The organism is Embleya hyalina, assembly GCF_003967355.1.
GTDB classification, from domain to species: Bacteria; Actinomycetota; Actinomycetes; order Streptomycetales; family Streptomycetaceae; genus Embleya; species Embleya hyalina.
Genome location: NZ_BIFH01000022.1, coordinates 26,743 through 47,445 on the forward strand (window position 1 = coordinate 26,743; position 20,703 = coordinate 47,445).

The 20,703-nt window shown below is 69.1% G+C and carries 18 protein-coding genes and 2 pseudogenes; 10 read left to right on the forward strand and 10 right to left on the reverse strand.

Annotated elements, in window-relative coordinates; genetic code table 11:
• Positions 1–142: 142 nt before the first annotated feature.
• From EMA17_RS22295 to EMA17_RS22310, 4 genes are all read right to left on the reverse strand, one after another.
• Positions 143–1,075 (reverse strand): WD40 repeat domain-containing protein, encoded by a 933-nt coding sequence (locus tag EMA17_RS22295; RefSeq protein WP_126638876.1) that lies wholly within the window; start codon positions 1,073–1,075, stop codon positions 143–145.
• A gap of 44 nt (positions 1,076–1,119) precedes the next feature.
• Entirely contained in the window at positions 1,120–1,467 is a 348-nt protein-coding gene (locus tag EMA17_RS22300; protein ID WP_126638877.1) for a hypothetical protein, read from the reverse strand.
• 918 nt (positions 1,468–2,385) lie between these two features.
• Entirely contained in the window at positions 2,386–3,297 is a 912-nt protein-coding gene (locus tag EMA17_RS22305; protein ID WP_126638878.1) for an NADP-dependent oxidoreductase, read from the reverse strand.
• Positions 3,294–3,992 carry a TetR/AcrR family transcriptional regulator gene (locus EMA17_RS22310; protein WP_126638879.1) on the reverse strand — a complete coding sequence of 233 codons (699 nt, stop codon included), beginning with the start codon at positions 3,990–3,992 and terminating at the stop codon, positions 3,294–3,296. Before EMA17_RS22310 ends, EMA17_RS22305 begins: the two co-directional genes overlap by 4 nt.
• Before the next feature lie 537 nt (positions 3,993–4,529).
• Between EMA17_RS22310 and EMA17_RS22315 the strand changes: the two genes are divergently transcribed.
• Complete coding sequence (locus tag EMA17_RS22315; protein WP_160161504.1) at positions 4,530–5,432, forward strand: serine hydrolase; 903 nt, start codon at positions 4,530–4,532, stop codon at positions 5,430–5,432.
• A 166-nt stretch (positions 5,433–5,598) separates the two neighbouring features.
• Here the strand turns inward: EMA17_RS22315 and EMA17_RS22320 are convergent, their stop codons facing one another.
• Positions 5,599–5,946, reverse strand: a complete 348-nt coding sequence (locus EMA17_RS22320; RefSeq protein ID WP_126638881.1) for a hypothetical protein — start codon at positions 5,944–5,946, stop codon at positions 5,599–5,601.
• A 682-nt stretch (positions 5,947–6,628) separates the two neighbouring features.
• On the opposite strand from EMA17_RS22320, the gene EMA17_RS56005 reads away from it, so the two are divergent.
• Entirely contained in the window at positions 6,629–7,447 is an 819-nt protein-coding gene (locus EMA17_RS56005; RefSeq protein ID WP_176605553.1) for an alpha/beta hydrolase, read from the forward strand.
• A gap of 68 nt (positions 7,448–7,515) precedes the next feature.
• Here EMA17_RS56005 and EMA17_RS56395 read toward each other — a convergent pair.
• Together EMA17_RS56395 and EMA17_RS22330 are read right to left on the reverse strand one after the other, a co-directional pair.
• Positions 7,516–7,935 (reverse strand): annotated as a pseudogene (locus EMA17_RS56395) (winged helix-turn-helix domain-containing protein); the annotation flags it as partial.
• A 613-nt stretch (positions 7,936–8,548) separates the two neighbouring features.
• Entirely contained in the window at positions 8,549–9,484 is a 936-nt protein-coding gene (locus EMA17_RS22330) for an NmrA family NAD(P)-binding protein (protein ID WP_126638882.1), read from the reverse strand.
• Between the two features lie 45 nt (positions 9,485–9,529).
• On the opposite strand from EMA17_RS22330, the gene EMA17_RS22335 reads away from it, so the two are divergent.
• The gene (locus EMA17_RS22335; protein ID WP_246126827.1) at positions 9,530–9,904 is read left to right on the forward strand and encodes a MerR family transcriptional regulator; all 375 of its coding nucleotides are present in this window, start codon (positions 9,530–9,532) and stop codon (positions 9,902–9,904) included.
• A 239-nt stretch (positions 9,905–10,143) separates the two neighbouring features.
• A complete protein-coding gene (locus EMA17_RS22340) occupies positions 10,144–11,136 on the forward strand; it encodes a hypothetical protein (RefSeq protein ID WP_126638883.1) in 993 nt (330 codons plus the stop codon).
• A 169-nt stretch (positions 11,137–11,305) separates the two neighbouring features.
• Here EMA17_RS22340 and EMA17_RS22345 read toward each other — a convergent pair whose 3' ends face one another.
• Both EMA17_RS22345 and EMA17_RS22350 read right to left on the reverse strand, forming a co-directional pair.
• Positions 11,306–12,262: an NADP-dependent oxidoreductase gene (locus EMA17_RS22345; protein WP_307721556.1), complete on the reverse strand. Its 957-nt coding sequence runs from the start codon at positions 12,260–12,262 to the stop codon at positions 11,306–11,308.
• Between the two features lie 81 nt (positions 12,263–12,343).
• Positions 12,344–13,399 (reverse strand): ABC transporter substrate-binding protein, encoded by a 1,056-nt coding sequence (locus tag EMA17_RS22350; RefSeq protein ID WP_218042980.1) that lies wholly within the window; start codon positions 13,397–13,399, stop codon positions 12,344–12,346.
• Positions 13,400–13,405: 6 nt separating this feature from the next.
• On the opposite strand from EMA17_RS22350, the gene EMA17_RS22355 reads away from it, so the two are divergent.
• From EMA17_RS22355 to EMA17_RS22370, 4 genes and pseudogenes are all read left to right on the forward strand, one after another.
• Positions 13,406–14,461 carry a FecCD family ABC transporter permease gene (locus tag EMA17_RS22355; protein ID WP_126638885.1) on the forward strand — a complete coding sequence of 352 codons (1,056 nt, stop codon included), beginning with the start codon at positions 13,406–13,408 and terminating at the stop codon, positions 14,459–14,461.
• 155 nt (positions 14,462–14,616) lie between these two features.
• Positions 14,617–15,600: a FecCD family ABC transporter permease gene (locus EMA17_RS22360; RefSeq protein WP_218042982.1), complete on the forward strand. Its 984-nt coding sequence runs from the start codon at positions 14,617–14,619 to the stop codon at positions 15,598–15,600.
• A pseudogene (locus tag EMA17_RS22365) lies at positions 15,597–16,442 on the forward strand (ABC transporter ATP-binding protein); the annotation flags it as partial. The gene EMA17_RS22360 and the pseudogene EMA17_RS22365, both read left to right, overlap by 4 nt.
• An 840-nt stretch (positions 16,443–17,282) precedes the next feature.
• A complete protein-coding gene (locus EMA17_RS22370; protein WP_126638888.1) occupies positions 17,283–18,206 on the forward strand; it encodes a helix-turn-helix transcriptional regulator in 924 nt (307 codons plus the stop codon).
• Between the two features lie 90 nt (positions 18,207–18,296).
• On the opposite strand, the gene EMA17_RS22375 is transcribed toward EMA17_RS22370, so the two are convergent.
• Positions 18,297–19,199, reverse strand: coding sequence for a helix-turn-helix transcriptional regulator (locus EMA17_RS22375; RefSeq protein WP_126638889.1), 903 nt, complete (start codon positions 19,197–19,199; stop codon positions 18,297–18,299).
• 137 nt (positions 19,200–19,336) lie between these two features.
• On the opposite strand from EMA17_RS22375, the gene EMA17_RS22380 reads away from it, so the two are divergent.
• Positions 19,337–20,086 (forward strand): dienelactone hydrolase family protein, encoded by a 750-nt coding sequence (locus EMA17_RS22380; RefSeq protein ID WP_126638890.1) that lies wholly within the window; start codon positions 19,337–19,339, stop codon positions 20,084–20,086.
• Positions 20,083–20,493, forward strand: coding sequence for a carboxymuconolactone decarboxylase family protein (locus tag EMA17_RS22385; RefSeq protein WP_126638891.1), 411 nt, complete (start codon positions 20,083–20,085; stop codon positions 20,491–20,493). The genes EMA17_RS22380 and EMA17_RS22385 overlap by 4 nt, the downstream gene beginning before the upstream one ends.
• Positions 20,494–20,703 lie beyond the last annotated feature (210 nt).

The window sequence follows — 20,703 nt, forward strand, 5'->3', positions numbered from 1 at the left end:
GCCGCGGCGGTGATCCGCTTTGAGAAACCCCCGCGCCCCATGGTCACACCACACATCGCCCCGTCGTCGAGATACCAGACACGACCCTCGTTGAAATCTCCACCAACGACCGCAATCGGCCGATCTTTCAAGTAGCCCGTGGCTATCGCGGAAACCGACCCTCTGAGGCGGGGGCGTTGGTGAACGCCGTCGCGATCGGTGTGCCGTCCGACACACGCAGCAGCCTCGGCTTCTTGGCGGCATCGACGACGGCAACCGCTTCCCCGGCAATTCGAGTCAGGTCGAGTCGCGTCGCTCCTTCGCCGCGTAGCTCGACGGGCGGTCGCACCGGGGTCCCTTCGGCGAGGTCGGTAACGCACAGGTAACTGGTGCCGAGTCTGTGACCGGCCATACGCTCATGGTCCGCGTGCTCGCTGACGATGCTGCTTACTCCCTTCGATTCATCGACGCTCAAGGCAGTGAGCGTGCCGGGAAGTACACGCGGGCCCACGGCCTCCCTCCCCTCGCACGCGGCCGCCAGATCCCATGCCCACACTTTGGCGTAGGTGGTGGCGACCACGACCGGGCCGATGCCCGCATCGACCACCGTCACCAAGCCCGGGTCGGCTTTTCCGACCGGCAACGGATCACACAGGGGGTCCCCGGTGGCCGGGTCCAGGACATGGCACGCGCCCGATCCACCGGCGATGACAACGGGACGCCCCGCCGGCTCGGCAACCGCCACCGCTTGAGGCCCCAGCCCGAGCCTGGAGTCCGGTAGCAGTTGCCGAACCGGTTCGCCGGTGTCCAGATCGTGGAGTACGAGCCCAGCGTTCGTGCCGTCGGTGATCACCGAGGGGCGGCCGTCGAGCGTGAACGTGACCAGATTGTTGCGATAGTGGACCGCGACCTGCAGCGGTTCGCGCACCTCCCGACCCTCCACGGGATCCCACACTCGAACAACGCCACTGCGGTCTCCGGTAACCGCCACAATGCGACCGTCCAGCATGGCGGTCGCCACATTCTCCACAGGGTCGGTGTGCTTCTCGAACGGCGGCCCGAGCGGGTGTCCGCCAACCAGGTCCCACGCTTGCAACCTGCCGTTATCACGGCCCCCGGATATCGCGATCGCGCGGCCGTTCAGGACCGCTGTCGCCAGTCCACGGCCCCCGGTTGACGGCGACCCTTCGGCATGTCGATGGGCAGTCCGGTCACACAGTCGATACGCCATGGGGTTGGCAAGCTCAAGCCGTCGACGACGCTGGTCCCGCTGACCACGAACGATGATTGACCATCTATTTCCACGTATTCCAGTGCTTCGACGTCCTGTGGCATGGCAAGGCGACGGACGGTCTCACCGGTCAATACATCCCACGTGCGTGCTCTATTCCCGACGGACCAAACGGCTGTCACCACCGCACGCCCGTCGACCACACCCGCGACCAGCGCAGCGGCCGACCAGGCGTGACCCCACTCGTCGCGATCCATCTCGGCGCTCCACAACACCGCACCGTCCAATCGGGCACCTGTTGCCCAGGAGACCCGAAACGGCGTCGATTTCCCTTCCTCATCGGGACTTCGGCAAACCGATCGCTCAACGATCCCGCCCCCCAGCGAGCCGCGTCCACGGCCAGGACCGCGCGGCGCACGGCGGGCTCAGCCGTGCGATGCAGCCTTGACGAGGTTCGATAGACGGCGGCGGACAGTCGTGCGACGTCCCCCTCGGCCTGTTGTGACAACGTGAGAACCCGGTCCGGATCCGCGTGCACAAGAAAATGGGGATCGGTCAAGAGCTCATCCGGGTGGGTCGATTGACCCTCCGTCCGAGGACCTGTGGGAGTCGTGTGCGCGATGCCTTCGGAATTCACGTGCCGAAGCTAGCACTTGCGGCCCTCACCTCCGCTCATCGTTCTCGCGGACGCCTTTCTCGTTCGGCGCGTTTTTCCTATCCACAATCCAACACCCCGGGAAGCACTGGATGCCTCGGTCGAGTTGCGCGGCCTCATGCACCGACCCGAGCAGGGCACGTAATTCCCGGTGCGCTTCATGATGAACGCGCCCACCGAGTTCGACGTCCCGGACAACTGCGCCTTCGAACCGAAATGGATACTGTCGCCGAATGCGGACCAAATTGCCGAGGATCCGGCACGGTTGCCCAGGTCACCCGAAGAAGTCCCGGACCGGATGCGCGAGAATATCGGCCTCGACGCGGCCGAACCGGTTGCCGAAACGCTCGACTTGATACAACAGCCGGATTTTCGGCCGCACGATCGCCGACCCGGTCGTATCACCACATCATCGCCGAAAGCGCTCCGGCTGCATGAGTCGACGATCCAAAGGAACCGCTCCTCCTCGGGCATCCTCGGGCCCGGCCCGCGGAGCAGGTCTCGTCCCTCGGTTGGGCGCTCAGGCGATGGAGATGACGACCTTCCCTCTGCCGTGCCCGGCACCGACGTCCCGGTGTGCGGCGGCGGCATCGGCCAACGGGTAGCGGGCACGCACGTGTACGGTCAGATCGCCGCGTTCGTAGAGGGCGAGCATCTCGGACATGCCCTCGGCGCTGCGCACACCGGTCCAGTCCTGGATACCCAGCGCGGCGATCTCGTCGGAGTAAACCATGGTCACCACTCGGGTCCGGTCGTGGACGACGTCCAGGGACGCGCGCAGGCCGTCCGGCTCGAAGCCCAGAGCCGTGTCGAATCCCTCGGGGACCACCGCACGCAGTCGGTCCGCCAGGCCGGGTCCGTAGGCGACCGGGACGGCACCGAGTGCCCTGACGTAGTCGTGGTTCGCCTCGCTCGCGGTGCCGACGACCTTGGCCGCGCCCTTGGCGCGGGCAAGTTGCACCGCCATGGTTCCCAGTCCCCCGGAGGCCCCGTTGATCAGGACCACATCCCCGCTTGTCACCCGCATCTCGGCGAAGGCGTTGCGAGCCCCCTGGGCGGAACCGGAGAAGCAGCCGGCGGTCTCCCACGACATGCCGCCTGGTTTGCGCGCGACCTGATCCGCGGCGACGACCAGGCTCTCGGCATAGGCGCCCAGGGTGCAGAACCCCAGAACCGAATCCCCGACCGCGAATCCGGTGACGCCCGGCCCGATGCGGTCGATCGTGCCGGCGAACTCGTTGCCCGGGACGATCGGGAAGTCTCCGGTCAGCGTGCGGGGAAAGACACCGGTGCGGACCCCGCAGTCGAAGGGTTGCACGCCCGCGATCCGAGGGCGCACACGTACCTGGCCCGGGCCCACCCGAGGGTCAGGAAGCTCCACACTGCGCAGGACCTCGGGTGGGCCGTACTCGGTCAGGGCTGCGGCTCTCATCGACTTTCCTCCTCGGTCGCGACGGCGGGACCCGTTCGCGGGTGCGGGTTCCACCGTTCGGTGAACAGTTCGTATCCGGGTTCGGTCCCGGGCACCGGACCCGCAGGGGTCGCGCGCAGGCCGTCCAGGGCGATGTCGACGATGCGTTCTCGCGCCTGCCGGGCGGCCTGCATCAGGTCGGCGCGCCCCTGGCGGTTGAGGTGCTCCACGAGCGGAGAGGTCGACAATTGCTCGATGAGCAGCTCGAGGTCCGCCGCGCTCACCCCCTCGCGCAGGACCCCGGCGCGGTGGCCGCGTTCGACGAGTACGGCCACCGCGCCGTCGGATTCCTCGGCGAGGGAGTTCATCGCGTCGGTCGTCTCGATCGTCCCGGCGATCGGCGCGAGCGACCCCGGCCCGGAGTGGATCGACGTCTTCGCGTAATGCCGGATGCCCTCCCATGGATCGTCCATGTCGAGCGCGATCCGCGCGGCCGCCAGGTACTCGCCCAGCGCGATCTCGCACAGACGCTGGAAGAGTTCCCGTTTGGTTCGGTAGCGCCGGTAGAGGGTTCCCACGCCGACCCCGGCGCGCGCCGCGATGGAGGCCACCGAGGCGTGCGCGCCGTCCTCGCCGATCACCTCACGCGCGGCCTTGAGCAGGGCCCGGTCGTTACGGGCCACCTCGTCGCTGCGCCACGAACGCGAACTCGTCATGTGTCCACCCTAACCTTTGCGGAGCGATTTGCTCCGCACCTATGGTGAAAATCGCGGAGCGAACTGCTCCGCGCCGCTGGGCGCCGTCGAGCCCGTCCGGATGCCGCCGAGCTCTGGCGTCCCCACCAGAATCCGGTTCTCGGGCAACGGCTGGACGGTGACATGGGCCGGTTCGAGGCCGGCGAGTTCGACGGACCCCGTCGGCTCGGGCGTGTGCGTCGAGACGCGGACGGTCACCGGCCGTGGCACACGCGGGTCCGGAAGCGTCGCGCCTCCCGAACGGGTTGTCGCGGACACGAGCACCGGAAGGCCACCGCGCCGTGCCCACAAAGCGACGACATTCCCGTCGGGACCCACGGACACGGCCACCCGCTCCTCGTCCTGCCGGCCCACGTGGCGCAGGCCTGCGGTGGCCTCGTCGGCGCTGGACTCGCCCACCGGGTCACGAGCGGTTGGCGGGTTCCTGCAAGCGCCCATCCGGCCTCCGTGCCAGGTTCGGTCATCGGAACTCGCTGGGTCACCATGGAGGCCGGTCACATGACGGAACACTCACCACTTCGCGAAGAAGACGGGGAGCTCGCACGGAAGCGGCCTCGTGATCGGGTCCTGGTCTACGCGACCGTCCTCTGTACGCTGGTCTCCCTCACGGTCGTTCTGTGGCGGCCATGGGAAAACGCGCCCGGAACGGATCGCGGTGGTCCGCGCGTCGAGTGTTCGTCCGGCGACAGGCAATTGGCCGCTTCGCTCTCGCGCGACATCGGCAGGGCCGTGGAGCGACATCCCGGCCACATCGCCGTGGCGATACACGAGCGCATCGGAAACACGACCTGCACCTACGATTCGGCGCGAAGATTCGATTCCGCCAGCGTCGTCAAGATAGCCGTTCTCGGTGCGCTTCTGCGCAGAGCCGAGGACGAGGGCCGCGAACTGACCTGGGATGAGCAGGAGTTGGCGGCCCGGATGATCGAGCAGTCGGACAACGAGGCGACCACCGAGCTCTGGCATCGACTCGGCGTCGCCCGCATATCCGGCTTCCTCGGCATGATCGGCGCCACCACGACCGTCCCGGATCGGGATGGCGTCTGGGGCCTGACCCAGACCAGCGCCGCCGATCAGATCAAGCTGTTGGCCGTGCTCGCGTACGACAATCCCGTCGTCCACGAAGGTTCTCGCGCGAAAGCGGCGGAGATGATGAGCCGAGTCACCGAATCACAGCGTTGGGGTGTCACGGCGGGAGCGCACGACAAGGAATCGGCATACCTGAAGAATGGTTGGCTGCAACGATCGTCGGGATCGTGGCGAGTCCACAGCGTCGGATTCTTCAGGGGAGGACGATCCGAGTATTCGATCGCGGTGTTGACCGAGGGAAAGCCGACGATGCGGAAGTCCATACAGGCGATCGAGGTTGTTTCCCGCGCTGTCCACGCCGAACTCGCCTGATCCAGGCTCGGCCGTCACCGGTTCGATTCGGCCCGCGCGCCCGGACCCGGGCGGCCTGGTGTCGGCGCCCTGGCGCCTCGCGACCCACGTCGGGTCGCAGCGCCGGCGCCCTGGGCGAACACGTCGCGCACGGGTCGCCCGACAGACCCCTGCGCCACCACGGTGGTCATGAGCCGTAGATCGTCCGACGGATCGAGGTGATGTCGCGCACCAGCGTCTCGAACGGGGCGACGTTCTGCCTGGCACCGACCGCGAGGAAGCGTGTGTCGTCGGCCCAGGCGCACACGCCTGTCGAGTCGAAGTTCCAACACCGGAACGCCCCGGGCAGCGGAGACGTCACCCGAACCTCCCCGTCGAGGCCGGAGAGTTCCTCGAGGTAGAGACGGGGTTTGGTCTCTCCGGGCCCGGCGATCGTGATGTAGGCGAACCGTCCGGAATCGCGGGTGTCGGTGCCGTAGACCACCGTTCGCATGCCGGAGAGTTCGGGATCGTGCGCCGCGTTCTCCCGGCCCACGAAACGTGCGACGTCGCCGTCCGGATCCTGGGGCAGCCTTTGGAGACCGAAGAGCGTGACCGGAAGCTCGGGTTGCGCGAGCGCGGGTGGAGCCGAGGGCCCAGTCGTGGCCCCAGGACGCGGGGCAGCGGATTCGGACGCGGCAGTGGTCGAGGATGCCTCGCCGGGCGCCTGGGAGGCGACCTCGCTGCGAGCCTCTCCCGCATCGACAAGCGGATTCCCCCCGCCGGAATCACCACACCCGACCACGCCGAAACCGAGAAGCATCGCCGCCGCTCCCCAGACAACCGGGCGCAGCCGGTGCGCAGTTCTCCGACGGTGCCCGGGGACAAGTGGTTGCGAGCGCATCGTGGGAATCCGATCGGGAGGGGACGAGCGCCTCCATCGTTCAGCGCTCATCCCGCGCCGACTTGGACAAATGCGTCCGGCGGCCGACCCGGCCCGTCCCACCGTTCGGCTCGACCGTGCACGGCCGTCCGCCCGGCTTCGCTTCGGCACTCACCCACCGCCGGCGGTTGCGACCTCGAGCAACGACCGACGCCTTTGTCCGTGTCCCCCGCATGCGCAGCCGGGAATCATCCCGTCAGTGCATGAGCCGACAGAGCACCAGAACCCTTCGCGGGATGAACCGACCGAGGGATCCCACCCGTTTGCCGCCGGCGGTGGACGAACGGGGGTCGTGATGGCCCACGGGTTCGCCGGAACTCCGATCAGTCTGCGCCCATGGGCCGAGTACCTGGCCGCGGATCATTCCGTGGTACTGCCGCTCCTACCGGGTCACGGAACGCGCTGGGAGGATTTGAAGACCACGCGTTGGTCGGACTGGTACGGGGCCGTCGAGGCGGCGTTCACCAAGCTGCGCGACAGGTGCGACGAGATGTTCGTGTGCGGCTTCTCGATGGGCGGAGCACTCGCACTCCATCTGGCGGCCCGACACCTGGGTGCCGTATCCGGCCCGGCGTCGGCCGGTTCGACCGCCTCGTGCAGCATCGGTTGTCCAAGCTGGGGATCGGTGATCGCCGTGGCCTTGGCGAGCCGGAGCAGCGCGTGCGAGCGGGCCCGCTTGTCCCCGATCAGGTCGGCGATCTCGATCGCCTCGATCGCGGCGGCGTGGGCGGCGGCGGGGTCCCCCGCCCAGAAGGTGAGGGTGGCCTGTACCGCGAGGGTCATCGCGCGCGCGGGGTGCGCGGTACGGGGTACGGGGTACGGGGTACGGGGTACGGGGTACGGGGTACGGGGTACGGGGTACGGGGTACGGGGTACGGCGGCGAGGGTCCTTCGGGTTGCCTCGATACCCTCGTCCAGCGAACCCCGGGTGCGCCGGTGCGAGCCGAGGGCGGCCGTGATGCGAAGCGCGTCGGTCGAGCCCCGGCGGCACGCCTCGGCCAACGCCGCCCGCAAATTGGGCATCTCCGCGTCGAACAGGTGGTGTTTCCTCGGGCGCAGTGCCCATAGGCGGACATCGGCGTGTTCGGCGAAGCGCACGAAGTACGCGAGATGACGCGCGGCGGTGGATGCCGCGGTGGACTCTCCCGGTCGCGCGGGAACCGGCTTCGCCGCCAACAGATCCGCCCCGTATTGCCGCATCGGCAAAAGCAGGCGATATCGGTCGCCCGAGGGTGGTGCGGACCGCACGACCAAGGACTTCTCGACCAGCGCCGTCAACGTGTCGAGCACCTGATCGGCAGTCAGATGTCCGTCGACACAAACCACTTGCACGGCCTCGGCGGTCCATCCCTCGACGAATACCGACAGCCGTGCGAACAGGCACTTCTCCTGCTCGGAGAGCAGGGCGCAGCTCCAATCGAGCGAGCGGCGCATGGTCTGGTGGCGGGCCTGGCCCCGCGTCGGGCCTCCACTGAGGATGCGCAGATCCAGGGCGGAGGCGATCTCACCGAGTGTCATCATCCGCACCCGGGCCGCGGCGAGTTCGATCGCCAGCGGGAAGCCGTCCAGGGCCTGCGCGATGTGTTCCACCTCGGCCCACATCGAAGCCGAGAATTCGAGGTCACCGCGCACGAGGGCGACCCGGTCGACGAACAGGCGGGCCGCGTCCGAGGGCCTCGCCGACTCTCGGCCGCCGACGGCCAAGGGCGGCACCGGCCACACCAGTTCTCCCGGGGTGCGCAAGGGGACGCGACTGGTTGCCACGACGTGGACTCCGGGACACTCCTCGATCAGGATGCGGGCCACGCGAGAGGCCACGGCCGGGAGGTGCTCGCAGGTGTCCAGCACCACCAAAGCCGAGCGCTCGCGCAGATGGAAGATCGCTGTCCGCAAGGGGGTCTGACCGGGGTTGACCCCGTCATGGCCGGGCACGGCGCAGGCTTCGTGGATGTCCCGGTCGCCGTGCTGGGGCGACGGGAGGGGGCTCGCGGAGGTTTCCGGGGATCACCGCCGGTCGGCGGGACGCGCGATCCGGTTCGCGCGTCGGTCCGAGGCGGGACCAGGATCAGTCGCGCCTTCCCCGAGGCTTTCGAGGTGTGGCCGCTTCGTCCACCGGCCGGCCCCGGACCGCCGGTGGCCCGGGCCTGTTCGCCCGAGGGGTGCCCCGCGCGCGGGGTTCGCCTTCACGCGGGGTTCGACCTTTCGACATCGTCGATCATCGGCCAGGCGTCGCCGGATCGTGCGCGCTCGGCGGGGCGGCGGTTGTCCCTCGGTCGAACTCGGCCGCATGGTCGAGGGCCCACCTCGCGAAGGTCCCGGCCGGTCGGCCGGTGAGGCGCTCGACGTGATCGGTGACGCGGTTCGACTCCGGCCGGCGCGTCGAGGCGGCGATCAGCGCTTCCACCAGCCGCTCGGGACGTCCGTCCCCGAGCATGCGTGACCGTGCGAGGTCGGCGGCCACCGCTCGGAAACGCAATCGGCGCCCGAGCGCGGTACCGAGGAGAGCGACCTGATCGGCACGACCGAGTACCTCGGGACCGGTCAACAGGTGTGGCCCGTCATCCCATCGGTCGTGCCGCCCGAGCAGTACGGCCGCCGCCGCGCCGGCGACATCGCGCTCGTCGACAACGGCTGTACGCGCCATGTCCGGGCCCGACACCACGTCACCCACCCGGATCTGCGACACCCAGCCACGGGCGTTGGAGGCCAGTGTGTCGCTGCGCAGCACCACGGGGCGCAGATCGGCGGCGCGAAGCAGGGCCTCCATGTCCGCGTGCACCTGGACGATGGGATCACTCTGGCGGGCGGCTTCGTCGTCTATGGCCGTCGAGGACAGGTAGACGACGCGAGGGCCCGCTGCGACGAGTTCCGCGACGAGATCATGGGCGGGGGCCGCGTCGAGCAATGGCCAGATCAGAAACACGGTGTCGATGCCCTCGAGCGCCGCGCGCATCGCGGCGGGGTCCGTGAGATCGCCGACCACCCACTCGACTCCGGAACGTCGGCCGGTCCCATCGCGCTCGAGGCATCGCGGGAGGGCACCGTGCGACTGGAGGCGGTCGACGACCTCGCGGCCGAGGTTGCCGGCGGCGCCGGTGACCAGGATCGACGAACGGCGGGGGTTGCCCATGGGGCCGGTGAGATCAGGCATGATCGAGACGCTAGAGGTTCAGGTCGACATGAAGGCAAGGCGGACATGGTGAAGACGATCGGGGAGGTGGCCGCCGAGCTGGGGATCGAGGCTCACGTGCTGCGGCACTGGGAAGACGTCGGGGCACTGACCGTGGGCCGCGACGGCCATGGCTACCGCGTCTACGACGACAAGGCCGTGGAGCAGGTACGCACGGTCCTGAAACTGCGTCGCGTCGGTCTTTCCCTGCCCGAGGTCACCGCAGCCATGGCGCCGACGAAGTCGGCGGCCCAGGCGGTCGTGAGGGCGAAGATCACCCACCTCGAAGGTGAGATCGCACAGAGGCAGGAGGCGATCACCTTCCTGCGACACACCGTTGAGTGTCGGCATCGATACCTCGACGACTGTCCGGACTGCGCGAGCTTCGTCCGAGACGCCTGAGCCGCCCCTTCGCCGGCGGACCAGGCACCGCATGACCCCCAGCGGCCTCCTCGCGGCGGCGCCGACAGCAGTGTGCGGCCTGCGCTTGCGTGACCAACGTCGGCTTTCGCGACGCCCGATCGGTCACGGGCGTGGCCGTCGTGAGGCGGCGGTCGTCGCAGAGACGTACCTGCGGCCTCCGTCGAACCCGGCACGCTCGGTTGGCTCCCTGTCCTCCCATGAGGAGTAGGTTTTCCGCCATGGGCTGCTGGACCGTTTACCTCCTGCGGGACGAAGACGCGTCGTGCCTGGTGACGTGGGAGAAATACGGCTCCTGGGAAGTGTGGGACCCGGATGAACGTGCCCGGCTCATCGACAGAAGCCGACGCAGGGGCATACCCGTCGACGACGACCGAGCCGCCGGATCCGTCGACTCGTCCTTCTGCCGAGGGCTCGCCCTCGACCTGGTCGACCACCGCATGCGCTATTACGGCTGTGACCTCGCCCTCCCGAGCGCGGCCTATATCGACAGTCACGCGGCGCGACTGGCCGGGACTGCGACGTGGATGGGTTGGGATGTCCGCTACGCGTGGGGTGGGCCCGGGGACTTCCCGGAGGTCATCCCCGGAGCGACCCCTGTTCTCGTCCGGCGCGACGAGAGGCCGCGTTCGCTTCCGATCGCTCCCCTGACGTCCCGCGAGGGCTGGTACGCCGGTTGGAACCCCGCGCAAGAGGTGGTGTCCGTCCGCCACTTCGAAGGCATCGCCGACTGGTGGGCACCCGCTTCGGCGGTCGTCAGCGTCATCCGGCCGGACCGTCTGGTGCTCGACTATCAACTCACCACCCGCGACACCGTGGACTGGCTCGCGGCCCACGGCGAACGCATCGTCCCCGCGCTGCTCGCCCAACAGCCCTATCCGATGCCCCACGAGGAGACCATCGATACCGGCGTGGTCATCGACATCCCCGGGCGACGAGTGCGTTACTGGGATCAGTCGCGCATCTCGCCGTCGCGCGCCATGGCGGCGGCAACCGCCTGGCCGGGGTGGAGCTTCGAGCGGCTGCCATTCGGCTTCGCCGGGCACCTCGCCGTCACCGCGCGCACGGGTGAGCACGATCTGACGACCGACGCTGCGGCGACCGCATCGCCGTGGAACGCGGAACTGCTCGAAATTCGCGACCGGGGCGCTCGCGCGCTGTCCGACGCCTCGGACCTTCTGCGCCATTGCCGACTGGCGATCGTCGACGGCTGACGTTGGCTGACGTCCTTGAGTTTGTTCCGTTTTGACGGACACCGTTGTTGTCGAGGTGGGAGTGGAGCCGGTCGACCGGGTCCGCGTCCAAGGCGTCGTCGACCCCGATCGCCCGAGCCCGTGTGGATCACGCGGACGAGGACTTCGCGGCCCGTGCCAGGGGTGTGGGTCAGAAGGTCAGAGCGATCTTGCCGGTGAGCCCTCCTCGGGCGAAGTGTTCGTGGGCTTCGCGGACGCGGTGGAGCGGGAAGGCCGCGTGCACACGCGCACGCAGGGCGCCCGCGTCGACCAGCCGGGCGATCTCGGCCAGCGCCCCGGCGTCCGGAGAGACCTGGTGCAGCGTGGTGCGGACCTTGCGATGGGACAGATCGGGGACGGGGCCGGCCTCGGTGGCGACCGACGTGTAACGCCCGCCGTCGGCGATCGCGTCGAGCACCGGGGCGCCGAACGTGTCGAAGACCGCGTCGTATGTGCCCGGTTCGAGCGCGGCCGGGTCGTCGAAAGCTTGCTCGGCACCCAGCGCCCGGACGGCGGCGACCTGAGCGGGCCGCGAGACGAGCGCGTGCACCTCGACCCCGACGTGGCGCGCGAGCTGGACCGCGATGCCACCGACGGCGCCGGTCCCTCCCGCAACCAACAGCCGCTGTCCGGAACGCAGTTCGAGCCCAGCCAGCGCCTGCCACGCGGTCAGTCCGGGCAGTGGCAGGGTGGCCGCCTCGACCAGGCTCGTACCTTCGGGTGCCCGTGCGACCTGGTGGGCCGGGATCGCGATCAGGTCGGCCCACGTGCCGTGTCCCGTCGCCAGTTGCGGCACCATCGCGAAAACCCGGTCCCCGACCCGCAGATCGTCCATGGCCGCACCCGGATCCAGCACGACGCCCGCGACGTCCCAGCCGAGCACCATGGGCGGCGCCGGCATGGCCCCCGCGATCCCACCGCGACGAGTTTTGTCGTCGACAGGGTTGATCGCGCTCGCGATCGTGCGGACGAGAACGTCTCCGATCCCGAGGCGGGGCTCGGACACATCCTCCACCCGCAGCCTGTCGAATCCGCCGAAGCCGTCGATGCGAATCGCACGCATGCCGTGAAGCCCTCTCGTTGGGAAAATCGTTCTCCATCGGGACATGAACGCGGAGGCGCTTCCCGATATGCCGTACACGCGGCCGGCGCTACGACCGTCTGCGGAAACAGGTCGCGAACCGCGTGATCACTGCCGGGCGTCGCGGACCCGGTACACGCGAGCGATGTCATCCAGTACGGAGTCGGCGCCGTACAGACCGACCGCGCTCATCCAAGTCGTGTCGTTCACTTCGTGGACGGCGCCCTTGAGCTGCTTCCACAAGGGGTTGGCGGCGAACTTCTCCCTCGTCTGCTTGGACAGGCCGTCCTTGTCGGCGTACGTGGAGATGAAGATGTCGTCCGCGTCCATCTTCTTGATCTCCTCGTCGGAGATCTCCGTGTTGAACCCGGTGCCGGTCGCGGCGGCGGGCATGGCGAAGCCGAGGGCGTTCACGACGACGCCGATGTAGGTGTCCTCCTTGTACACACGCGTGGGGCCGTCCACGAATCGCACCACCGACACCTCGGGGTTCTTTCCCCGGGCCCGACGGACGTTGTCCCCGATCGCGCGAGCGCGGGTGGTGAAGGCGGCGAGCCGCTCTCTTGCGGTGTCCTCGCGGCCGAGTGATCGGCCGACCAGCTCCAGATTGCCCTGCCAACCGGCGCCGGTGTTCTCCGAGAACACGGTGGGCGCGATGGCGCTCAGTTGCTTGTACAGCTTCTCGTGCCGCACCTTCGCGGACAGGATCAGATCCGGCTTCAAAGCGGCGATCTTCTCCAGACCGGGTTCGCTCAGCGTGCCGACGGGTCTGGCATCGGGCGCGTAAGTACGGGCGTCGTCGCCGAAGTACGAAGGAAGCTTGTCCCCGGAACCGGCCGGCGTGGTGAAACCGACGACTTCCGCCCGGAGCGCCAGCGCGGCATCGACGAAGGTCATGTCGAGCGCGACGACACGCTTGGGCCTGGCGAGGATCTCGGTGCGGCCCATCGCGTGGTCGACGGTGCGCGGGAAGGTCGCCTCCGACGCCTTCGAGGACGACTCGCTCGCGCTCGTGGCGTCGTCCGAATCCCCGCAGGCCGACGTCGCGAACAGCAGTGCCGCAGTTGCCGTAAGGATCGCACCACGCCGAAGGACGGTGGACCAGTGAGATTGCATGGTGATTCCCTTGTTCGACTCGACGAGTTCGAGCAAGGTTAGGCTCACCTAACAATGGCTCGATATGAGAAAGGCGCCGATGTCGACACTTTCGACGCGCACTCCGCGTCAGGACGCCCGACGCGTCACGGGCAGGGGCCGGCGTTCCTGATCGCCCTGGTCGCCGTGGCCGTCGTGTGCAGCGTGGCGCTCGGCACGAAGACACTCACGATTCCGCAGGTCTGGCACGGACTTTGGAACCCCACCGGAACCGAGGGCGACGTGATCGTGCGGTCGCTGCGCCTCCCGCGCACCTGCCTCGCCCTGGTCACCGGTGTCGCGCTCGGCGTCGCGGGGGTACTGATGCAAGGGCACACCCGCAACCCGATCGCCGATCCCGTCCTGCTCGGAGTCAGCGCGGGCGCCGGCCTGTTCGTCGTGGCCGGCATCTTCCTGCTCGGGATCACCACCCTCCACGGATACGTCTGGTTCGGCTTCCTCGGCGCCATGCTCGCGGGCGTGGTCGTCTTCGCGGTCGGCAGATCCGCGCGCGGCGGAGCGAGCCCGATCACCCTCGCGCTGGGCGGCGCCGCGGCACACGCGCTGTTCGGCGCGCTCACCGCCGCGATGCTGGTGCTCGACGAACGGGCCTTGGACGTCTATCGCTTCTGGACCGTCGGCTCGGTCGGCGGGCGTCCCGCCGACATCACCTACGACATGCTTCCGTTCGTCGTGGTGGGATTGGTTCTCGCGGCGGCGAACGCCTCGACGCTCAACGCGTTGTCGATGGGAGAAGACGTCGCTCGAGCCCTCGGCGTTCGCGTCGGCCTGGGCCGCCTCACCGGCATGCTCGCGATCACACTGCTGACCGGCGTGGCCGTCGCCGCGTGCGGGCCGATCGGATTCGTCGGCCTCATGGCGGCGCACATCGCACGAGCCCGCGTGGGTCCCGACCACCGCCGCATGCTCCTCCAGGCCGGGCTCCTCGGCGCCATCCTGCTCCTCGGCGCCGACATCCTTGGTCGACTGGTCGCCAGGCCGGGAGAACTTCCTGCGGGAATCATGCTCGCCTTCGTCGGCGCGCCCGTGTTCATCCACCTGGTCCGCCGACGTCGATCGGCGCGCCTGTGAAGGCGGTACGCAGGCCCCGACCGTCGACAGCGGCGTCCGAACCGGCGACCGCGAACCGGGCATCGCTCGGCCGCGACGGCGGGGTCGGGGGAATCGCTCTCAGGGTCGGCCCGCTCTCCGCCCGTTGCCGGCCCCGGGTACTCCTGGTCCCGTGCGTGGTCGTCCTGGCCCTGATCACGGCATTCATCGTCGGCGTGGCCCACGGCGACGTCCCGATCCCCGCCCTCGACGTGGTCCGTATCCTCCTCGGCGGCGGGAACGCCGTCGATCGAATGATCGTGATCGAGTTCCGTCTCCCGCGCGTGGTCGTCGGCGCCGCGGTGGGGGCGGCTCTCGGGCTCTCCGGTGCGATCGTCCAGGGCATCGCGCGAAACCCGTTGGCCAGTCCGGAGATTCTCGGTGTCACCTCGGGAGCCGCGGTGGGGGCCGTCTCCGTGATCGTCCTCGGCGGCAGCTACGGCGCCGTCGGCGGCCACTTGGCAAGGATCGGCATCCCGTCGGCCGCGATCGTCGGCGGCCTCACGGCCGCGGCGGCCGTGTACCTCCTCGCTCTCCGCGGCGGTCTGTCCGGCAATCGGGTGCTCCTGGTGGGCATCGGAATCCAGGCGTTGTTGTCGAGCCTGGTGTCCTGGTTGCTCATCAAGGCCTCCATCGTCGACGCCGGACGCGCGATCGTGTGGCTGACCGGCAGCCTCAACGCCGCCACCTGGGACGACGCCGTGGCCGTGACGCCGGCCCTGGCCCTGGCGCTGCCCGCGATGTCGATGCTCTCCTTCCCCTTCGGCGCGCTGAACTTCGACGACGACACCGCCGGAGCGCTGGGGGTGCGACTCGACGCCGCACGATCGATGCTCCTGCTCACCGCCGTCGTTCTCACGGCGACCGCCACCGCCGCCGCAGGACCCATCGCCTTCGTCGCGCTCGTCAGCCCTCAACTGGCGCTGCGCCTCCTGCGGACCGCGACCCCGCCGTTGCTCACTTCGGCCCTGCTGGGAGCCGCGCTGACCATCTGGGCCGACGTACTCGGGCGCACCGCGTTCGGTGACAAGCAGTTGCCCGTCGGCATCCTCACCGCGGCCCTGGGAGCCCCCTACCTCATGTATCTGCTGGTAAGAAGCGGAAAGACACACGGAAGATGAACGCCGGTCCGGACCGGGGCCTCCCCGGCGAGCACGAGTCCCCCATTCCACCCCGTGCGCGTCTGCGCGCGAGCAACCTCGAATTGGCGTACGGCGATCGAACCGTGGTGCGCGATCTCGACCTGGACATTCCCGAAGGGTCGGTGACCGCGATCATCGGACCGAACGGATGCGGGAAGTCGACCCTGCTGCGCGCGTTCGGTCGGCTGCTTCGCCCCAGGAAGGGGACCGTGCTCCTGGACGGCCGCCCGATCCACGCCATCGCCAGACGACAGGTGGCGGAACTGGTCGGTTTTTTGCCCCAGTCGCCCGTCGCACCCGAGGGAATCACCGTCGCCGACCTCGTCGCCCGAGGGCGCCATCCGCATCAATCGTGGTATCGCCGCTGGTCCAGTGACGACGAGTCGGCGGTCGAGCGGGCGCTACGGCGAACCGGCATGTACGAACTGGCGGAACGGCCCATGGAGGAGTTGTCCGGAAGACAGCGACAGCGGGCCTGGATCGCGATGACACTGGCACAGGAAACCGGCCTGCTCTTGCTCGACGAGCCGACCACACACCTCGACCTGGCCCATCAGATCGACGTCCTCGATCTGGTGGAGGAGCTGCACGCCGAGACGAATCGCACCGTGGTGATGGTGCTTCACGAACTCTCGCTCGCCGCCCGGTACGCCACTCGACTCGTGGCCATGAAGGACGGCCGGGTGGTCGCACAGGGCACACCGAGGGACGTCCTCACGGAGGACATGCTGCTCGACGTGTTCGCGCTGCGTGCACGCATACGCCACGACGACGAGACCGGGAGCATTGTGGTCGTACCCCTGGGGCGCCGCCCCCCTCGGCGAACCCTCATCGTCTCCCCCGCAGACCCTCGGCGGCGAGATTCGGACCCACAGGGTCTGGGTCTGGGACCACTGACAGCCGCAGCGCCGTCGGCAAGAGGACGACCGACGGCGACTGCCGACGGCGGTGCGGTGGGGTGGGGCGAGAGCGCGCGGCCGGCCGCTCTCGCCTGCGGGTGGGCTACAGCCGAGCAATCGAACAGGACCTGCGAAGGTGGCGGATGGACACGACGACAGGCGTGGGCGCAGCCGGGGTTCGCGAGTGGTCAGCTTCCGGGGCGCGGGCGGGTGAGTTGGGTCAGGACAGTCAGGATCGCGAAGACCAGGATGACGATGAGGCCCGGTTGGAACTGTCGAGCCCGTCAAGCAGGATGACCCCGCTGTAGATGAGGATCGAGATCCACAGCCTCGCCGGCCGGCGCGGGGAAGCCGTTTCGACCTCGGATGCCCCCGTCGCCTCGCGTGCGGCTTCGGATGCACCCGCCTCGAACGCGGCGACATCGCCTCCCGGTCGCCGCTCGCTCGGAGCCGAACTGCCCGACATCGATTTCTCCCTTTCCGAAACGGCTGATCTCGGGTTCGAAACGATCGAGCCCGAGCACCGGCACCCGCTCTGCGGGGTCTCGGCGGTCGCCCATGGCCGACTGCGACGTCGCCCGTCGAGCGCCCGACGGCGGGCTGTGCGCCTCGGCGACGTCCCTGGTGGCGAGCCGGCACCAGGCTGTCGCAACAAGGGGAGGTCACCCAGATCCCTGTTCGGCCTACGACCGGTGTTCCTACTACTGCCAGAGACAGGCTCGACCGGCCCGAGCGCGGCTGTGGCAGGCGATACTGGCCCGTATGAACGATCGACCCGTGACGGAGGAGGCGGCGGATCCCGGCGGCGAGCAGCCGATCGATCCGCGTGCCGAGATCGGTGAGTTTCTGCGCGGCCGCCGGGGCCGACTGAGACCACAGGACGTCGGGTTGCCGTCCGCCACGAGGCGAAATCGCAGAGTGCCGGGACTTCGCCGCGAGGAGTTGGCCCAACTCGCCGGTGTCTCGGTCGCCTACCTCACCCGGCTCGAGCAGGGCCGGGGGCCCAACGTTTCGAACGAGGTGATCGACGCGCTCGCCCGTGCCCTGCGGCTGACCGACAGCGAGCACGCGTACCTCACGCACCTGGTCAAGTGCCAACGCCGCAAGACGCGCATGCCGGAGCAGCAGCACGTGCGCCCCGCGATCCGGGAACTGCTGGCGTCCATGGAGGGCGTGCCTGCGTACGTGAGCGGATGGCGCTCGGACATCCTCGCCTGGAACCGGACGGCGGCGGCGCTGTTCGGCGACTGGGACGCGGTGCCGCCTCGGGAGCGCAACTGGGCGCGCCTGTTGTTCCTGCAACCCGAGCATCGTCGACTGTTCGTGGATTGGAAGTCCAGAGCGGCCGACATCGTCGGCGGCCTTCGCCTGCACGCGAGCTGCCATCCCGATGATCCACAACTCTCCGCACTCGTGGGCGAGTTGTCAGTGAAAAGTGAGGAATTTCGCCGCATGTGGGCCGGTCACGACGTCCGGGAGAACAACTTCGGCGTGCGGAGCCTGCGACACCCCTTGGTGGGTGACCTCACCCTCTCCTTCGAGACGCTGCCACTGTCCGACGGTTCCGAGCAGTCGCTGACCGTCCATCACGCCGAGCCCGGCTCCGTCTCGGCGGAGAACCTGCGCCTGCTGGCCAGTTGGGGTGCGGACGCCGCGGTCCCCCAGTCCGATCTGCGACGGCTCTGAACCGATCGAAGGCGACGGGGTACCACCGCGAGAGGGCACCCGGACCGCCACTGCGCGTGCGGGCGGCGAGCGGTGCCCTCGCCGAGAACGTCAGCCTCGACCCACCTCGTCGATCATCAGGTCCGCCGCTTCCTCCGCACCCGGGAGGACCGCCGGATCCGGTGACGTCCACGAACGCAGGAGCTGCAACCCCGCCTCGGCGGCGCCGTCCGCCCGCGGACTGAACGTGACCAGCCGTCGACCCGGATCCCCTACCAGGTCCAGGTTCTCGTAGTGCAGGTCGAGCACCCCCACTGCGGGATGGCGAAACGTCTTGGTGCCGTGGGAGCGCTGTTCGACGTCGCCGGTGTCCCGGAATCCCCGAAACTCCGTGCTTCCCGCCGAAAGCTCCGCGATCAGGGCGGCCAGTTCCCGGTCCCCCGGTCGAAGCCCCTCCGCGAGTCCGAGTTGAGCCGCCGTCGCGGCCGCGACCTCGTCCCATTCGACGTAGAAGTCGCGCGCTTCCGGATCCAGGAAGAGATAGCGAGCGAGATTGCGGGCGGCCGGCTCGACGGTCGCGATCCCCACGAACAGGCGCAGCGCGAGCGCGTTCGCCGCGAGTACGTCGAATCGATCGTTGACCACCAGTGCCGGGACACGATCCATCAGGGCGAGCACGCGTTGTAGCTCGGGACGTATGCGGGAAGCGGCCGGAGGCGACTCGCTCGCACACTCGCGTCGAGGGTGCGCCAGTGCGCGCAGGTGGTTACGCTCCGCACGGTCGAGCCCGAGTTCGCGGGCGAGCGCGTCCAATACGGCGTCCGAGGGGCGAACCGCCCGACCCTGTTCGAGGCGCTGGTAGTACTCCACGCTGATGCCGGCGAGTTGGGCCAGTTCCTCGCGGCGCAGGCCCGGAACCCGACGCCGACCGCCACCTCGCAGGCCCGCGCTTTGGGGGGCGACCCTCGCACGTCGCGACTGCAGGAATCCACCCAGTGTCTGCGGAACGTCCACGTCCTCCAGTATGCCGTCACGACGCGGAACCAGGGTGGCCCTGCCGGTACCCGTACAACCGGGGTACTGGGTGGAGTCGACGACCCCGGTCAGGCTCGGATCACGCTCACTCGCATCGACCTTCGAGGATCACGATCATGTGCCACCCCATCGGAAGCCGCCCGCCCGCCTCTCCCGTCGTCACCGGCTCCGTCGCCAACCAGGGGCCCGTGGCCCTCACCGCCGCCGACGGCAACCGTTTCGGCGCGTATCGGGCCGCGCCGGCCGTACCGAACGGAATCAACATCGTGCTGCTCCCCGATGTCCGAGGACTGCATCCCTTCTACGAGGACCTCGCCCGTCGTTTCGCCGAGGCCGGATTCCACACCGTGGTCTTCGACTACTACGGCCGTTCCGCAGGCCTGTCGCCGCGTCGGGACGACTTCGACGGTCTCAAGCACCTGCCGCTGCTCAGCGCCGATCACGTGGACGCCGACGTCGCGGCGGTCGTCGCGGCACTGCGCGCGGACAGTCCCGGGCCGGTCTTCACCGTCGGGTTCTGCCTGGGTGGGAGTCATTCGTGGCGGCAGGCGGCGAGCCAGGCCGGCCTGGCCGGCGCGATCGGCTTCTACGGGCCACCGCGTTTCTTCGACAACGCCACGGCGGAACTGTCCGCGCCGCTGCTCATGTTGTTGGCCGGCGACGACGTCGCGACCTCCCGCAATGAGTTCGAGACGCTCGCCGCCGGGTTCGACCGCGCAGGCAAGGACTATGAGATGCACGTGTACGAGGGTGCGCCGCACTCCTTCTTCGACGTGGCCTTCGACGAGTGGACTGGTGCCTGTGTCGATGCGTGGCACCGTGTGCTCGACTTCACTGCCCGAAACTCGACGAGGGCGGTGGCATGAACGACCGACTCGCCCTCGGCCTGGCACGACAGGCGGAACTCGCCGGCCCCGACGATCGGCGGCGGGACACCTACGCACGGGTCGCCCGGATCGCGCCCGACCTGCCCCGACTGGCCATCGAGTTCGCCTGGGGCGACATCCACCGCCGTCCCGGCCTGGACGCCGCGAGACGCGAACTGGTCGTCCTGGGCGCGTTGATCGCCTTGGGCGGCGTGCACGCACAGATCGAATCCCACCTGGATTCCGCCCTCAACGCGGGCCTGTCGCCCGGGGAACTGGTGGAGGCCATCATGCAGGCTCTGCCCTACGCGGGCTTCCCGAGGGTCTTCGCCGCCATGGACCTCGCGTGCGATGTCTTCGAACGCCGCGGCGTGGTCCCGGCGCGACCCCCGGACATGAAGGAGTGAGCATGAGCCTCGGAGCGGACCGTCTCGCCATCGCCGACGTCCCGGGATCCCCGGTGGTCGTCGTCGACGGGGACGACGGCGAGCTCACCGCCCCGTTCCGGGCCGTCCACACCTTGGTCCATCGCGACGGGGACCGGGACGGGCCCGAGACCGCGGGGCGGTGCGCCGATCCGGACACCGCCCCGGGCCGATCGCGCCCCAGGCGCTCGC

What these genes read in the sequence shown, in the direction of transcription:
- EMA17_RS22300 (WP_126638877.1), bottom strand. Translation starts at nt 1,467, where the DNA reads ATGGATCGCGACGAGTGGGGTCACGCCTGGTCGGCCGCTGCGCTGGTC.
- EMA17_RS22305 (WP_126638878.1), bottom strand. Translation starts at nt 3,297, where the DNA reads ATGAGAGCCGCAGCCCTGACCGAGTACGGCCCACCCGAGGTCCTGCGC.
- EMA17_RS22310 (WP_126638879.1), bottom strand. Translation starts at nt 3,992, where the DNA reads ATGACGAGTTCGCGTTCGTGGCGCAGCGACGAGGTGGCCCGTAACGAC.
- EMA17_RS22315 (WP_160161504.1), top strand. Translation starts at nt 4,530, where the DNA reads ATGACGGAACACTCACCACTTCGCGAAGAAGACGGGGAGCTCGCACGG.
- EMA17_RS56005 (WP_176605553.1), top strand. Translation starts at nt 6,629, where the DNA reads ATGGCCCACGGGTTCGCCGGAACTCCGATCAGTCTGCGCCCATGGGCC.
- EMA17_RS22330 (WP_126638882.1), bottom strand. Translation starts at nt 9,484, where the DNA reads ATGCCTGATCTCACCGGCCCCATGGGCAACCCCCGCCGTTCGTCGATC.
- EMA17_RS22335 (WP_246126827.1), top strand. Translation starts at nt 9,530, where the DNA reads ATGGTGAAGACGATCGGGGAGGTGGCCGCCGAGCTGGGGATCGAGGCT.
- EMA17_RS22340 (WP_126638883.1), top strand. Translation starts at nt 10,144, where the DNA reads ATGGGCTGCTGGACCGTTTACCTCCTGCGGGACGAAGACGCGTCGTGC.
- EMA17_RS22345 (WP_307721556.1), bottom strand. Translation starts at nt 12,262, where the DNA reads ATGTCCCGATGGAGAACGATTTTCCCAACGAGAGGGCTTCACGGCATG.
- EMA17_RS22355 (WP_126638885.1), top strand. Translation starts at nt 13,406, where the DNA reads ATGGCTCGATATGAGAAAGGCGCCGATGTCGACACTTTCGACGCGCAC.
- EMA17_RS22370 (WP_126638888.1), top strand. Translation starts at nt 17,283, where the DNA reads ATGAACGATCGACCCGTGACGGAGGAGGCGGCGGATCCCGGCGGCGAG.
- EMA17_RS22380 (WP_126638890.1), top strand. Translation starts at nt 19,337, where the DNA reads ATGTGCCACCCCATCGGAAGCCGCCCGCCCGCCTCTCCCGTCGTCACC.
- EMA17_RS22385 (WP_126638891.1), top strand. Translation starts at nt 20,083, where the DNA reads ATGAACGACCGACTCGCCCTCGGCCTGGCACGACAGGCGGAACTCGCC.